Genomic DNA, 15,305 nt, shown 5'->3' on the forward strand with positions numbered 1-15,305 from the left:
TATGCGAACTTAAACTAAATCACCTTTTGCTACTGCTGCCGGACCTCGCCCACAAGATCTTTACAAGATGACAAAAAGGAGAAGAGCCTCTCGCCCACAAAGTTTTTACATAATGACAATAAAAAGAGCTGAACGAAAAGAAGTCATTAAGTTATATTCTACCGTGCAACCTAGGTTAAAACAATATATTTCTAATCCACAGAATCAGCAGCTAAGCAACAGCCTACCCTTCTTTTGCTTTTTTACAATCAGCCACTCCTGCCCTATTTTATCCAGCCACTAGCTACCATCCAATACCTGCAGCGCTCTAACCAATTGTCGATTGGGGCTCCCAGCGAAAAGCCGTGCTCGCCTTTGGGGTACAGGTGCAGTTCGGCCGGTACACCATTTTTCTGAAGCGCTTCATAAAACCTGAGACTATTCTGAACAGGCACCTTGCTATCGTCGCCGGCATGGATCAGGAAAGTTGGTGGAGTCTGCGCCGTTACCTGCTGTTCGTTAGAATACAACCGGATCTGCTCTTTAGAAGGCGCTTTACCTACCAAACTTTCGCGGGAGCCGGCATGCGCCAAACCTTCTTCAAAACTGATAACCGGATAAACCAGCACCATAAAATCTGGGCGAAGGCTAATGTTTTCTTTGTTCTCGATCTGCGCATGCTGGAAATGTGTACCGGCTGTAGAAGCCAAATGCCCTCCGGCAGAAAAACCTAAAATTCCAATTTTGTTAGGATCAATGTTCCAAGCAGCAGCCTTTTGCCGAACCATTTTAATAGCCTGCTGCGCGTCCTGCAGTGGTCCTATGGTTTTATCCATCATGGTTGCCTCGCTGGGGAGCCGGTACTCCAGCACAAAAGCGGCAATGCCCATTTTGTTTAAGGCCTCTGCCACATCTGTTCCCTCCCGCTTCACCACCAGGCTACGGTAACCTCCTCCCGGGCACACAATCACAGCCACACCAGTTGCCGATTCTTTGGCCGGGAAATATGCGGTGAGCCTTGGCTGTTTTGTCTCAGCCCCAGCTGCAGCTCGCTGGTTGGGCACTTTGCCAGGATACAGAGCTATAAGCTGCTGCCCCTTTGATGAGGCGGCAGCTAAAAACGTGACAAAGAATACGAAGAATGATTTCTTTAAAAAGACCTGCATAAGCATAAATCAAGAGGAAAATTAACTGGAAATAGCACTGGAGGAAATCAGCTTTACCCTATAAGGCGCATCATAAAGGCTAAAACTTTTCGGTATGCGAGTATTGACCGTTCTCGTTGTATACCTTCCAGTCGCCAAACCAGTAGAAGCGCAAGCGCTCGCCAGTGGTATCAAGCCTTGCTTTTCCTTCACGGTTGAGCGTACCGTTTTCATTGTACCGCTTCACCAGTATCTCGCCTTTGCGCGGCTTCCACCGCTCCACCATGTACGTGGTGCCATCAGGGTAGTAATATTTCCATTTACCAACCTCGCGCCCATGCCGGAACCTGCCTTTCCTGATCAGGTAACCGTCTTCCTCATGATACACTTTCCACCTGCCATGGAACTGCCCTTCTTTATCGAAACGATTTATTTTGAAGAACAGAAAACCTTTATCCTGGTCTGCTTTTTCTGGTGCCTCTGCCGCTACAAAAAGCGGGTACAGCATAAATAAGAGTAAGATGTAGCGCTTCATTTCGTTAAAAATTAAACCTGAATTAATTGCTTCCCTCATTTATTAATGCTAAATATAGAAATAATTTAGCAGCTTCTTAAATTTTTCAGAGGTCCCTGCTCTATGTAATTATTTCATTTACAGACACTAACCTGGTTGTATAAAAGCCAGAAGTTGTAGTAGCCCCAAAAACCAGTTGTTCTGTCGCTGCAGTGGGTGCCCTTACATGCCTTAGGCCCGTAAAAGAAACCAGATGTACATCTCAGAAGAGCATGCTTACCCTATTAATTAGTTAACGGTTCCACCTTTAGTTTAATTATGTATGCCCAAAAACACCAAAGACCCTGTCGCACCTCCGGTAGTAGAAGCAAAAACTGAAAAAGCTGGAAAGCAGACCAAAGCGACAAAGAAACCAACGGCCAAAGCAACGACTTCTAAAAACAGCAAAGTATTCGTTCTTGACACCTCCGTTATCCTCTACGACCACAGCGCCGTTCAGAATTTTAAAGAGCACGATGTCGCCATTCCGATTACGGTGCTCGAAGAACTTGATAATTTTAAGAAAGGAAACGACATTAAAAACTTCGAGGCACGGGAGTTTATCCGGTTTATCGATAAATTGTCTACGGAGCACATGCTGCAGGAGTGGCTGCCCCTGAATGGCAAGAACAAAGGCAAGTTTAAAGTGCTCATGAACAATGCCGCCACCAAAGATGCCACCGCCATTTTTGGAGATAAAAACGACCATCAGATATTAAACGCAGCCCTGCAGTTGCAGGTAGAAGAGCCGCAACACAAAGTAGTGCTCGTAACAAAAGATATAAACCTGCGGCTGAAGGCCCGAGCCCTCAATCTGATAGCCGAAGACTATGAAACTGGTAAAATACAGGACGTTAACGAGCTTTATACCGGCAACGACACGTTGGAATCTGTGCCGGCTGCTGTTATAAACGAGCTGTACGAAAATGGCTCATGCGCTATAGACAAAGTGCTGCCTACCCCTCCTACCGACAACCACTATTTTGTACTTAAAAGCTTCAAAAATTCTGTGCTCGCCTACTATAACCAGGCAGAGAAGCAGTTGGAGCGTGTAGACAAGCAATTGGCCTATGGTGTTAAACCTCGCAATGCAGAACAGGCTTTTGCTTTACATGCCATCATGGACCCCCGCATAAAACTCATCAGCATACAAGGAGTGGCTGGTACAGGTAAAACGCTGCTGGCGCTGGCTGGGGCACTGGAGCAACGCCGCGACTACAAACAAATTTACCTGGCGCGGCCAGTGGTACCGCTTAGCAACAAAGACATTGGCTACCTGCCAGGCGACATCAAATCAAAGCTCAACCCTTACATGGAGCCCCTCTGGGACAACCTGAAATACATTCAAAACCAGTTTAGCGAAACCAGCAAGGAGTTTCAGAAGCTGCGCGACATGGTAGATCTGGAAAAACTGATGATCACTCCGTTGGCTTACATTAGAGGCAGAAGCTTGTCGAACATTATATTTATAGTAGACGAGGCGCAGAACCTGACTCCGCATGAGGTGAAAACCATAATTACAAGAGCAGGTGAAAACACGAAAATAATTTTTACCGGCGATATATACCAGATAGACACGCCCTACCTCGATTCGCAAAGCAACGGCCTGTCTTATTTAATAGATCGCGCCAAAAATCACCCGCTCTACGCACACATCACGCTGCTGAAAGGAGAGCGCTCTGAGCTGGCGAACCTGGCGAACGAACTGCTGTAGCGGCTTCGGGTATTGAGGTTAAATTATTGTAATAAAAAGGGCCTTCCGGAGGGACTTTTAACCCAAAATGATGGAGGCTACCCCTGTACGCCTGAATTAAAAATTAGCTCAAAACAAAAAACCGGAGAATGGCTGCAGTGCCGGTCTCCGGTTTTTTATTAAAAATTCAGGCAGCTAAAGAAGCAGCCACCAAAAACTAATATTAAACTGACTTCTGTTTTTTACCAGCTCCATTTCCTTCCAGCAGCGTCTTCAAACCGGCCAGACCTTTTTTTAATTCTTCTTCCGATTTATATTTTTTCCAGGCGCCACGGCAGCGGGCAAGTGGGTTGCTGGCTAGGGGCGTAATTTCGTGCCAGGTAACACGCGTGCTGTCTTCCAGTTTCTCGAGCTTAAAGTAACCTATGGTTGTGTCGGCTTCTCCGGCCAGTACCTGCTCGTACTGCAGCATCAGCGGCACTTCCACCGCCTTAAAAACACGTTGGCCCTTGCCGGTTTTTTCGCCGTTCCAACTGTGCCTTGCTCCCACACCGGCCCAAGGTCCGCCATACATATGAAATAATGTTGGATCGGCTGTTTTGTTCCAGGCGCTCCAATGCTCCCACTGCGTAGGGTTGTTCAGGTACTGAAACACACGCTCCGGCGGCGAAGATAACACAATGCTCTGCTCCACCTCACAAGTGGCTGGCAACAAAAAAGACATGGCACCAAGGCTAGCAGCCACGATCAGAAGCGATAAGAAAATTTTTACCGTAAACTTCATAACATATCTTGTAAAGCAGGAAATCAGGTCCTTTGGAATGGAGGTTCAAGTTCATCAATTTTAATGAGCTTTTCATTAACCGGCAATACTTCCAGGCAAATTTTTTTTGAAATAAAAATGTAGAAATTCAGGAGTATTTGGCTGCTTACCGGTGCAACTATCTGGCTGTGCTAGTCGGAGAAAATGGGTCTTCTTTAGCAGTGTACAGGAGGATCTGAAAAGGGAATTAATATGGAGCAGGAACTAAAAGATAGCACCTAATGATTTACAATATCGTAAAGGCTTGTATCTTGGAGCAGAACTTTAGTTGCCGATCGTGCAACAGGAGGCAAAACCTGTTCTTAACTAAACACGAAGAAAACATGAATATAAATGATCTCGTTTCGCAGGGGTTAAAATTAACCTCTCATCCTATGTTCAAATCTTATTTAGGCAAAGCCAGCGGCCTAATTTCTAAACCAGCCAAGCTGGCCATGTTGCTTTCAACGGCCTATGCTAAACTGGTAGATACCGACAGTTCTAAGAACGGATTTGAACAGCTGAAAGAGCTGATGCTGACTTTCATCCGGATGGTAAAATTTTATATACAAGGAACGTACCGCGAAATTTCTCCCAAGTCGTTGCTGCTCGGTGTAGCGGTGCTGCTGTACTGGGTAAGTCCGCTCGACGTTATCCCTGATTTTATTCCAGTTATTGGCCTCTTGGATGATATCAGCCTGATGGCCTGGTTTATCGATACTATTCAGAAAGAGATCACGAAATTCAGAGCCTGGGAAGCCGGAGCCAATTTTGAGCCCAACCTCGGAACACTGTAAAAAGTATTAGATCAAAATCATTTGCAAAGGCTGCTCCTAATGGTGCAGCCTTTATTTTTTGCTTTGAATTCTGCTAATGATTTAGGCCTTCCAGAGGCTTTTTAGCAGAACAAGGAGCAAGGCTTAAGACGCCCTATGTATCAATAAAAGACAGTACGCAAGTAATAATAGCCTGGCGCGGGAAGTATTCCTGTACCGCTTTCTGCTCCATTAGCCAGTCTATGGATTTCTGAAATTTTGGTGGCGAAAAGATATCTGAACTGCGCTAGCACTTGCACAATCTGCTCAAATTGCTTCCGGAAGGATGCATTTTTAACCCGGTCTGAGTAACTTTAAGCTTTATTCCTCATTTTTAAAATTTACCATGATCAATAAAAGAATCCTGTTATTGGTGGCAGCCTTCTGCCTGAGCATCGGGTGGAGTATAGCCCGGCCTGCTGAAGGTATGTGGCTTCCCCTGCTCCTGAAGCAGCTCAACGAGGCAGAAATGCAACAAAAGGGCTTTAAGCTAACAGCAGAAGATATTTACAGTATTAACCGCTCCAGCCTAAAAGATGCGGTTGTTTCGTTTGGTGGCTTTTGCACCGGCGAAATGATTTCGGCAGAAGGTCTGCTCCTTACCAACCACCACTGTGGCTATGGGCAGGTGCAGTCGCACAGCTCCGTAGAAAACGACTACCTGACCGATGGCTTCTGGGCCATGAACCGGCAGCAGGAATTGCCCAACCCAGGTTTAACCGCCACTTTTATTGTGCGCATGGAAGACGTAACGACCCAGATCCTGACAGGAATTCCAGCCACTGCTTCCGAAGCGGAGCGTGAAGCGGCTATTCTGCGCAACATGACCCGCGTGCGAAAAGAGTCAACTGCAGGCACCCACTACGATGCCGTTATCAAGCCGTTCTTTTATGGCAATGAATTTTACATGTACATAACTGAGACATTCCGTGATATCCGATTGGTAGGTGCGCCTCCATCTGCCATAGGTAAGTTTGGCGGCGATACTGATAACTGGATGTGGCCACGCCACACTGGTGACTTTTCGCTTTTCCGGGTGTATGCCGGTGCCGATAACAAACCCGCCGACTACTCCCCAGATAATAAACCGTACCAGCCTAAGCACCACCTGCCTATTTCCCTAAAAGGAGTGCAGGAAGGCGACTTTACCTTGGTGTTCGGTTTTCCTGGCCGCACCAACGAATACCTCACCTCTCATGCCATTCAGGAGATATATGAGGTGTCTAACCCAGCTAAAATCAGCATCCGCGAAACAAAGCTGCGCATACTGGACGAGGACATGAAAGCCTCCGACGCCGTGCGTATTAAATATGCAGCCAAATATGCCAGCATCGCCAATTACTGGAAAAAGTGGATTGGGGAGAACCGGGGCCTGCGCAAAGCCAATACCATAGAAAAGAAAAAGGAGCTGGAGAAGCAGTTTGAGCAATGGGTTAACGCAGATGCCACAAGAAAACAACAGTATGGAAACCTGCTTCACCAGTTTGAGCAGAGCTACCAACAGCTAGATGGCATTACCATTGCCCGCGACTACGTAACGGAGGCAGCCATGGGGGTAGAACTGATCAAGCATGCCGTTGATTACATCCGGCTGGTAGAACTGGTGGAGAGCAAAGCCCCTGCCTCCGAGATCAATGCCTTAGCCGACAGGCTGGAAAAGGCAGCTCCCGGCTTTTACAAGAACTATAATGCCCCTACCGATAAAAAAGTGTTTGCCGCCCTGTTAGACATGTACTACCAGAACATAAATCCCAGCTATCATCCGGAGGCATTTACAAACATTGCCAAACAAAAATACCAAGGCAACTTCGGCAAATACGCCGAAGACGTGTACAGCAAATCGTTTTTCACGAAAGAAGCAGGTCTGAAAGAGGCTATGGCAGAACTTCGGGCAGGTAAAACCCAGGTTTTCCGCAACGATCCTGCTTTTGTACTTGCTAACAGTATTTTCGCTCACTACCGCTCCCAGGTGCTGCCCGTGTATACCAAGGTTAACGACAACCTGAACCTATTGTACCGCACTTACCTCACCGCCCTGCGCGACATGCAAAAAGACCGCAAGTTTTACCCGGATGCTAACTCAACACTTCGGGTAGCTTATGGCAATGTAGCCACCTACGAGCCGGTAGACGGGGTAAAATATAAGCACTACACTACATTGGAGGGTGTAATAGAAAAAGCTGCCATGGGTGGTGTAGAAGATTATGTGCTGCTACCTAAATTAAAAGAGTTATACGAACAGAAAGATTACGGACCTTATGCCGTAGATGGACAGATGCCGGTTTGCTTTATCGCCTCTAACCACACGACTGGCGGTAACTCCGGTAGCCCGGTTATAAATGCCAATGGTCAATTAATCGGCCTCAATTTCGACAGGAACTGGGAAGGCACCATGAGCGATATCTCCTATAACCCGGATCAGGTACGTAACATTTCAATGGATGTTCGCTACATGCTTTTCATAGTTGATAAGTTTGCCGGAGCCGGCCATTTGGTAAAAGAAATGACCTTGGTTACAGATGATACTTCTGGTTTATCGCACGTAGATAGCAAGTCAGTAGCACCTGCCAGGAAGAGCAAGCGGCAGAAGAAAAGAGAGGCTGCTAAGCAGTAATAACACACACTAAAGCAAAACGCCCCCCTGGTTAGGTGGGGCGTTTTGCTTTAGTGTGTGTTTCCTAATCAGACTTCGTGAAAGACTCAAGATTTCACCTACCAAACCATTAATAACCGTATCTGCCAGCCGCAGAATGGACTGAAAAGTTGTACTGTTTATATCACAGAATAAATATTCACCTATCCATTCTTATTGCCCTCAATCACCCAAGCAGTATGGAGGCTGGAGCTATTATTCCGGATTCAATTTTCCTCACCGCCATCATGCTAATTAATATAAATATGAATGCGACGAGAACAATTGCATTAGTAATTGGTTTAGGGTTTACAACAGTTAAACCTTTCCAAAACTAAATCTACGCATGGTTGAAAGGCAAAGGTTGTAGCAGAGATATTTGGAAGCATCAAAACCTAAGGGTTCGGTTTCTCCTTTGTGCCCTTTTAAATCTCTCACCAATGTTGGTTTATTCAACATTAGCCTGGACAGGGAACACCGAGAAGCAGATGCCACTATGGAAGCAGCCTATGAATGATTGCTTTGCCCTTTTTTAATGATACACCGGACAAGAGAACATTTGCGGGTCAGGCTCTTGAGCGAAAGAGGTTCAGAACAGCTCCAGAAGGCCATTTTTATTAGCAAAATTGGCTGACTCCCCTCTATATATTAGACCAAATGTTAGGGTAATACTTCTTCAGCTAAAGGCTGGTAAAAAATTTGTTTATCGAAACATTCCGAAATATTGATGTATTAAATCAAAACATTACTTAACTTTGAAACAATGTTGTAACATGTATTTAATGTTATAACATGCTATTCATCACATTTACTTCTTATTTATCACTTTAATGAAGTGAAAAATAAGATTTTACACAAAAAAAGCACAACGAATTCCATGAAATTACCCACACGTTTAAGGCCTATTCTTCTGGGGGTACTGCTCTTCCCTACCCTCCTGTTGGCCCAACAAAATAATACCGGCTCCACTCAACCGCTCACCTTGCAGCAGTGCCTGGACTATGCCTTGGCTAACGAGCCAAACGTTAAACAGGCTGCCATAGACGAGGCGATCGGGGATCGTGAGATTGCCGTCAACCTTTCAGGATGGTTACCTCAGATCTCTGCCCAGTTTGCAGCAACACACAATATTCAGCGGCCTGTCTTTGTAATAGACAACAATGTGAATCGTGTTGGCCAGAACTATACTTCCAATGTGCTGTTGCAGGCGGAGCAAACGCTGTATAGCAATAACCTGCTCCTGTCCTCCCGTGCGGCCCGCTACACCCGGCTGCAGCTAGACCAGAACACGGTTGACAATAAGATTACCACAGTTGTGCAGGTAAGCAAGGCGTTTTACGATATTCTGCTGACCCAGGAGCAGCTGCGCATTCTGGATGAGAACATATCACGGCAGGAAAAGCAGTATAACGATGCCCGCAGCCGTTTTGAGGTAGGCCTGGTAGATAAAACCGATTACCAGCGAGCCAGCATTTCGCTTTCTAACTCTCGCAGCGATCGCAAACGCACGCAAGAGTCAATAAAAGCTAAAACGGCTTTGCTGAAGCAGCTCATGGGCTATAACGTGGAATCAGACCTGCAAATAACCTCCGACTACGAACAGATGGAACTGGAGGCGCTTCTGGATACAACCCAGCAACTGAACATAGCCACCCGCATTGAATTCCAGCAGCTACAAACCCAAAAGCAGTTCCTGAAACTAAATACCAGTTTCTACAAATGGAATTTCATACCGAATGTTTCGGCTTTTATTAACTATAACCCTCAGTTTTTCAGCAGTAACCTGGGCGACCTTTATAATCAGAAATTTCCGACCTCTGCAGTAGGTTTGCAGGCTTCTATTCCTATTTTCCAGGGAACACAGCGACTTCAGAATCTGAAAATTGCTAGGCTCCAGGAAGAACGGCTGGAGGTAGATGAAGAAAACATCCGCAAGGTCATTAACACAGAATACCAAACAGCCCTTGCTAATTACAAAAGCGAGTACACCGATTGGATCACGCTAAGGCAAAATGCGGCTGTGGCAGAAGAAGTCTATAATATTATAAAGCTACAATACGATGAAGGCGTGAAAGCCTATGTAGATCTTGTAGTGGCAGAAACCGATCTTAAATCGGCTCAACTAAATTATTACAATGCGCTATTTCGGGTACTTGCCAGCAAGCTGGACTACCAGAGAGCCCTTGGAACCATTAATATCAATCAATAATCAATTCGCATAGCAATAGCATGAAGCGTCCCATATCTTGGCTTTTAACAGCCACACTTTGCCCCGGCTTACTCATCTCCTGCGGAGGCAACCAAAACGCCCAGCAGCCGGCAGGCCCTGCTGCTGTTCCGGTTAACACCCTTCAGGTAACCCAAGAGAGTGTAACCGGCGTTGATGCTTACCCAGGCACCGTAGTACCTCTAAACGAAGTAGAGCTACGGCCGCAGGTGTCGGGCTACATCACCAATATTTATGTGCAAGATGGCCAGCAGGTAACAAAAGGCCAGCGCCTTTACGAAATCGACCAGAGCAAGTACCAAGCATCTTTTCAGCAGGCACAAGCTAACCTGCAAAGCGCTAAAGCCAATTTGCAGCGCGTACAGCAGGATGTAAAGCGCTATGAGCGCCTGAGCGAACAGGAAGCAATAGCCCGGCAGCAGGTAGACTATGCCCGCGCCGACCTGGCCACAGCACAGGCCCAGGTGGCAGCTGCTGAGGCACAGGTAAGAAGTGCATCCACCGACTTAGGTTATGCCATTATTACGGCTCCTTTTGCCGGTACCATCGGTATTTCTCAGGTGCGAATCGGAACGCAGGTATCGCCAGGCCAACCCTTGTTGAACACCATCTCCTCGGTAGATCCCATTGCCGTAGATTTTGTAATAAATGAGCGTGAGATTGGTCGTTTCAACCAACTGCAGCGTGGCAACCAGCCTGATTCGCTGTTCACAATCAGGCTGAACAATGCAACCACCTATTCTAAACCAGGCAAAATCATAGCCATAGACCGTGCCATTGGTCGGCAAACTGGTACCACCACAGTAAGAGTACAGTTCCCGAACCAGGAGCGACAGCTGGTACCTGGCATGACAGTAGATCTGCAGGTTCTGAACCAGGATATAGGCGAGCAGCTGGTTATTCCTTATAAAGCCGTTACAGAACAGCTCGGAGAGTACTACGTGTATGTGGTGCAGGCCGACTCTGTAGTACAGCAAAACGTGCAGCTCGGAACCCGGTTTGGCAGCAACATTGTGGTGCGAGATGGGCTTCAGGAAGGCAGCACGATAGTGGTAGATGGCATCCAGAAGCTGCGTCAGGGAGCCAAAGTGCAGGTTGGCACTCCTCAGGCCTCACAGGCTCAACCTGCTGCTATAAGATAATTTAAAAATTGACTTTCTAGTAGAAACATGATATCAGATGTATTTATAAGACGGCCCGTCACCGCCATTGTGGTCTCTATTGTGATCGTACTGGTAGGGGTGCTGGCCATGATGAACCTGCCCGTTACACAATACCCGGATATTTCTCCTCCTGTGGTATCTGTTTCGGCAACCTACACCGGTGCCGATGCGCAAACCGTAGAGCAAACGGTGGCTACTCCCGTGGAAACACAAATAAACGGTACTCCGGGCATGGCCTACATTACGTCCACCAACACGAGTACCGGGCAAATGAACATGAGCGTGACCTTTGAAGTAGGGACCGACATAGACATTGCCACCCTGGATGTGCAGAACCGTGCCAGCATTGCCGAGCCAAGCTTGCCGGAAGAGGTAAGAAGGCTGGGGGTAACGGTGCGTAAGCGTAACCCAAGTATTATGATGGTTGTCGGCATTTACTCACCGAACAGAACTCATAATATCCAGTACCTCGACAACTACACCAACATATTCGTGCGCGATGCCTTGCTTCGTGTAAACGGTGTAGGCGACATTAACGCCCTCGGGCAGGACTTCAGTATGCGTGTGTGGCTGAAGCCGGATAAACTGGCCCAGTACAGCATCAGCACAAACGAGGTTACGGCCGCCATTCAGGAGCAGAACCTGCAGGTGGCACCGGGTACAGTAGGTGCTATGCCACAGTACGATACGCAGGCGTTCCAGTACCCGATTACAGTACAAGGCCGCTTACAAAATCAGGAAGAATTTGGGAACATTGTGGTGCGCACCAACCCTGCCGATGGTTCGCTGGTGTACCTCCGCGACGTTGCCAGACTTGAATTTGGAAGGTTCGACTACGGACGTTCGTCTACTATCAACGGAAATCCTTCGGCCATGCTCCTGCTCTACCAGGCACCAGGCTCCAATGCCCTCGCAACAGCCGATGGTATTTATGCCACCCTGGATGAGCTCAAAAAATCTTTCCCGGCTGACGTGGATTATATCGTTTCTTTTGAGTCGGTATCGGTAGTAGAGGTATCCATAGGTGAGGTAGTGAGCACTCTTATTGAAGCACTTATTCTGGTTATTCTGGTAGTGTTCCTTTTCCTGCAGAGCTGGCGAGCTACATTGGTTTGTATCCTGGCTATTCCGGTTTCGATCATTGGTACCTTTGTATTCTTTATTCCACTCGATTTCACGATCAACACACTTACCTTGTTTGGTTTCGTACTTGCCATTGGTATTGTGGTGGATGATGCCATTGTGGTAGTGGAGGCAGTGCAGCATTATATAGACCACGAGCGCTTATCAGCGAAGGAAGCAACCCGCAAGGCCATGAAAGAGATAACAGCTCCGGTTATTGCCATTGCCCTTATTCTGGCGGCGGTATTTATTCCGGTAGGCTTTATTCCAGGAATCGTGGGTCGCTTGTATCAGCAGTTTGCTATTACCATAGCCATTTCGGTGCTCATTTCTGCTTTTGTGGCCCTTACCCTTACCCCTGCCCTCTGCTCTATCATGCTCCGGCCAATGAACGTGAATGAGAACTCCAGAGGTTTGAATAAGTTCTTTTTCCACTTCAATAATTGGTTTGGAAGAACAACCAACTCTTACTCCCGTGGTGTTCGCAGCAGCATCCGGTATGCGCCGCTGGTGCTTATTATATTGGCTTGTATATATGCCGGCACCATCGGTTTGTTTAGCGCTAAACCTACAGGCTTTATTCCTACCGAAGACGAAGGCCGTGTATTCGTATCGATTGAGCTTCCGGAAGGATCCTCCGCTAACCGAACCAAAGCAGTGTTGGAAAAAATGGGTAAAATCATGTCTGAAGAACCGGCTATCAAGAACTACACCGCCATTGCCGGCCTTAACGCGATTAACTTCTCCTTTAAGTCTAACAGCGGTACTTTCTTCGTGCAGATGAAGCCCTGGAAAGAGCGTAAAGACCCTGCCCTGCAACTACAAGGTGTTATGGCATCGCTAAACCAAAAGTTTGCGGCCATTAAAGAAGCCAATGTTATTGTAGTAGCGCCGCCTGCTATACCTGGTCTGGGCCAATCTGGTGGTTTCAGCTTTATGCTGGAGCAACGTGCCGGTGGTGGCAACCTGAAGGAATTTGAAGGAGTAATGCAGCAGTTTTTAGGAGCCGCAAACCAACGCCCTGAAATTGCCATGGCCTATAGCTTCTTTAACACCCGAACTCCTGGTTACCATGTAGACGTAGATCGTGAAAAAGCCAAACAATTAGGCGTGTCTATTTCGGATGTGTACAATACCATGTCTTCGCTGATGGGTAGCCGATATGTGAATGATTTCACGCGTTACGGACGAAACTTTAGGGTTGTTGCCCAGGCGGACACAGCTTATCGGATGGATATCGAAAGTCTGAAACAATACTACGTGATGAACCGCCAGGGGCAGTCTGTGCCGCTAAGTGCGCTGGTAACCTCGCGTGTTGTGGAGAACGCTTCTGTTATATCGCACTACAACCTGTTCCGCTCGGCCGAGATAAGCGGCAGTGCCGCCCCTGGCTATAGCTCCGGGCAGGCCCTGCAGGCGCTGCAAGAGGTTGCCGCCGAGGTGCTGCCAACAGGTTATGGTTACGACTTCTCAGGCCTCAGCCGCGAAGAGCTTGCCGCTGGCGACAGCACCATTTACATTTTCTCGCTTTCTATTTTGCTGGTGCTCTTATTGCTGGCCGCACTTTACGAAAGCTGGTCGGTACCATTCTCTATTCTGTTTGCCATTCCGTTGGGTATGTTCGGTGCTATTCTGGCGCTTACTTTCCTGCCGAAACTCGACAACAACGTGTACGCGCAAATTGGTATGATTACCCTGATCGGTTTGGCCGCTAAAAACGCTATTCTGATTGTAGAATTTGCCAAAGAAAGGGTAGACTCGGGAATGGAATTGATTGCGGCTACCATTGAAGCTGTAAAACTACGCCTCCGCCCTATTATCATGACTTCGGCTGCTTTCATTCTGGGTGTGGTACCGTTAGCCATGGCCTCTGGTGCAGGTGCGGTTTCGAGGCAGACTATTGGCTGGACTGTAATAGGCGGTATGTTAGCGGCTACTTTCCTGGCCATATTTGCTGTGCCCGTACTGTATGTGGTTATTACAAAGCTTGCTTATGGTAAAAAGAAGCTGGCAGAACTCGAAGATCTTCGTAGAGTAGATGACGGTGAAGGTTTAGACCCCACTGCGGTCGGCCATCATTAAAATATAAGTCATTTAAAGTAAAAAGCGACCTGGCTCTTAGAGTCAGGTCGCTTTTTTATTGGTGGGTAGGGCAATTTATTTTTTTATGTAAATTCTACTACCTTTCGTGAATGAATGAATAGCCATCATCTTCGGCGTTCAGTTTACACACCCCTACTGTAAATTCTGATGTTCTGGAAAAGTAAAAGATTAGAAGAAGCCTTACAGAACCTAATGGTTCCACTACCTGCCGGTACGGTTGAGTTAAGAGATGATCGCATAAAACAGCAATGGGAAGAAATCATTCAGCCTTTCTGGCTAGCCAAATTTCCGGTAACGCAGGAATTGTTCAAAATGGTGACGGATTCAAACCCAAGCACTTTTTTGGGAGACCAGCGGCCAGTGGAAACACTCAGCTGGAAAGAAGCTGCTGACTTCTGTAACCTCTTGTCGGAACAAGCTGGCTTAGCGTCTTACTATGTAGTTAGTAAGACCAGCGAAGCCATAAAGTTTGATGCAAAGGCAAATGGATTCAGACTGCCAACAGAAGCAGAGTGGGTATACGCCTGCAAAGCCGGAACAACCGGCATCAGATACGGAGAGCTAAACGATATTGGCTGGTATAAACAAAACTCCCAAAAACAGACACAGCCCGTAGGGCTAAAAGAGCCGAACTCGTGGGGGCTCTACGATATGTTAGGCAATGTGTGGGAATGGTGCTCCGATGTTTACGACCAGACCGTTTACGGCTCCTACCGAATAATAAAAGGAGGAGGCTGGTGCGACGAAGAAAGAGGCTGTATGGCAACTAACCGGAGAAGGAGCCATCCGACCTCCTTTAGAATTGACGACCTTGGTTTTAGACTTGCCAGAAATAGAGAAGAGAATGAAAATGCCGGAACAAATTCTGCCAAAACATTTTCATTTTAGGGAAGCAGCGGCAAAAGAAAGAAAGCAGTTTTAACTGTTAAAATCACTTGGATATAAAAGAGCAGGAGGTTAGAAGTTATTCCTTTAGCCACTTGTGGTAACATTTAGGAGCGTTTTCAGTATTAGAGTTAGCTGCAGAAAAAAGGTTTATCGCCTTGCTTTCCGACTTCACCTATTTCTCCT

Annotated in this window: 10 protein-coding genes; 7 read left to right on the forward strand and 3 right to left on the reverse strand. The window is 47.0% G+C overall.

Annotation, left to right across the window (positions count from 1 at the left end):
- Positions 1–263 precede the first annotated feature (263 nt).
- Both ACMA1I_RS03070 and ACMA1I_RS03075 read right to left on the reverse strand, forming a co-directional pair.
- Positions 264–1,145 carry an alpha/beta hydrolase gene (locus tag ACMA1I_RS03070; protein ID WP_337066784.1) on the reverse strand — a complete coding sequence of 294 codons (882 nt, stop codon included), beginning with the start codon at positions 1,143–1,145 and terminating at the stop codon, positions 264–266.
- Positions 1,146–1,224: 79 nt separating this feature from the next.
- Positions 1,225–1,659 carry a hypothetical protein gene (locus ACMA1I_RS03075; protein WP_337066785.1) on the reverse strand — a complete coding sequence of 145 codons (435 nt, stop codon included), beginning with the start codon at positions 1,657–1,659 and terminating at the stop codon, positions 1,225–1,227.
- Between the two features lie 301 nt (positions 1,660–1,960).
- Between ACMA1I_RS03075 and ACMA1I_RS03080 the strand changes: the two genes are divergently transcribed.
- Positions 1,961–3,391, forward strand: a complete 1,431-nt coding sequence (locus tag ACMA1I_RS03080; RefSeq protein WP_337066787.1) for a PhoH family protein — start codon at positions 1,961–1,963, stop codon at positions 3,389–3,391.
- Positions 3,392–3,593: 202 nt separating this feature from the next.
- On the opposite strand, the gene ACMA1I_RS03085 is transcribed toward ACMA1I_RS03080, so the two are convergent.
- The gene (locus tag ACMA1I_RS03085; protein ID WP_337066788.1) at positions 3,594–4,154 is read right to left on the reverse strand and encodes an SRPBCC family protein; all 561 of its coding nucleotides are present in this window, start codon (positions 4,152–4,154) and stop codon (positions 3,594–3,596) included.
- 362 nt (positions 4,155–4,516) lie between these two features.
- On the opposite strand from ACMA1I_RS03085, the gene ACMA1I_RS03090 reads away from it, so the two are divergent.
- The 6 genes from ACMA1I_RS03090 (at position 4,517) to ACMA1I_RS03115 (ending at position 15,122) form a co-directional block, all read left to right on the forward strand.
- Entirely contained in the window at positions 4,517–4,969 is a 453-nt protein-coding gene (locus ACMA1I_RS03090) for a YkvA family protein (protein ID WP_337066789.1), read from the forward strand.
- Between the two features lie 364 nt (positions 4,970–5,333).
- Positions 5,334–7,601, forward strand: a complete 2,268-nt coding sequence (locus ACMA1I_RS03095; RefSeq protein ID WP_337066790.1) for a S46 family peptidase — start codon at positions 5,334–5,336, stop codon at positions 7,599–7,601.
- A gap of 895 nt (positions 7,602–8,496) precedes the next feature.
- Positions 8,497–9,828 (forward strand): TolC family protein, encoded by a 1,332-nt coding sequence (locus tag ACMA1I_RS03100; RefSeq protein ID WP_337066792.1) that lies wholly within the window; start codon positions 8,497–8,499, stop codon positions 9,826–9,828.
- A 20-nt stretch (positions 9,829–9,848) separates the two neighbouring features.
- Entirely contained in the window at positions 9,849–10,988 is a 1,140-nt protein-coding gene (locus ACMA1I_RS03105) for an efflux RND transporter periplasmic adaptor subunit (RefSeq protein WP_337066794.1), read from the forward strand.
- Between the two features lie 27 nt (positions 10,989–11,015).
- A complete protein-coding gene (locus ACMA1I_RS03110) occupies positions 11,016–14,213 on the forward strand; it encodes a multidrug efflux RND transporter permease subunit (RefSeq protein WP_337066795.1) in 3,198 nt (1,065 codons plus the stop codon).
- Positions 14,214–14,381: 168 nt separating this feature from the next.
- The gene (locus ACMA1I_RS03115) at positions 14,382–15,122 is read left to right on the forward strand and encodes a formylglycine-generating enzyme family protein (RefSeq protein ID WP_337066796.1); all 741 of its coding nucleotides are present in this window, start codon (positions 14,382–14,384) and stop codon (positions 15,120–15,122) included.
- Positions 15,123–15,305: the final 183 nt, after the last annotated feature.

It is taken from the genome of Pontibacter sp. 13R65 (genome assembly GCF_047525655.1).
Lineage (GTDB): Bacteria > Bacteroidota > Bacteroidia > Cytophagales > Hymenobacteraceae > Pontibacter.

Excerpts from the sequence above, each read along its gene's own strand:
- ACMA1I_RS03100 (WP_337066792.1), top strand. The coding sequence starts at position 8,497 with ATGAAATTACCCACACGTTTAAGGCCTATTCTTCTGGGGGTACTGCTC.
- ACMA1I_RS03095 (WP_337066790.1), top strand. The coding sequence starts at position 5,334 with ATGATCAATAAAAGAATCCTGTTATTGGTGGCAGCCTTCTGCCTGAGC.
- ACMA1I_RS03075 (WP_337066785.1), bottom strand. The coding sequence starts at position 1,659 with ATGAAGCGCTACATCTTACTCTTATTTATGCTGTACCCGCTTTTTGTA.
- ACMA1I_RS03110 (WP_337066795.1), top strand. The coding sequence starts at position 11,016 with ATGATATCAGATGTATTTATAAGACGGCCCGTCACCGCCATTGTGGTC.
- ACMA1I_RS03090 (WP_337066789.1), top strand. The coding sequence starts at position 4,517 with ATGAATATAAATGATCTCGTTTCGCAGGGGTTAAAATTAACCTCTCAT.
- ACMA1I_RS03080 (WP_337066787.1), top strand. The coding sequence starts at position 1,961 with ATGCCCAAAAACACCAAAGACCCTGTCGCACCTCCGGTAGTAGAAGCA.
- ACMA1I_RS03085 (WP_337066788.1), bottom strand. The coding sequence starts at position 4,154 with ATGAAGTTTACGGTAAAAATTTTCTTATCGCTTCTGATCGTGGCTGCT.
- ACMA1I_RS03105 (WP_337066794.1), top strand. The coding sequence starts at position 9,849 with ATGAAGCGTCCCATATCTTGGCTTTTAACAGCCACACTTTGCCCCGGC.
- ACMA1I_RS03115 (WP_337066796.1), top strand. The coding sequence starts at position 14,382 with ATGTTCTGGAAAAGTAAAAGATTAGAAGAAGCCTTACAGAACCTAATG.
- ACMA1I_RS03070 (WP_337066784.1), bottom strand. The coding sequence starts at position 1,145 with ATGCAGGTCTTTTTAAAGAAATCATTCTTCGTATTCTTTGTCACGTTT.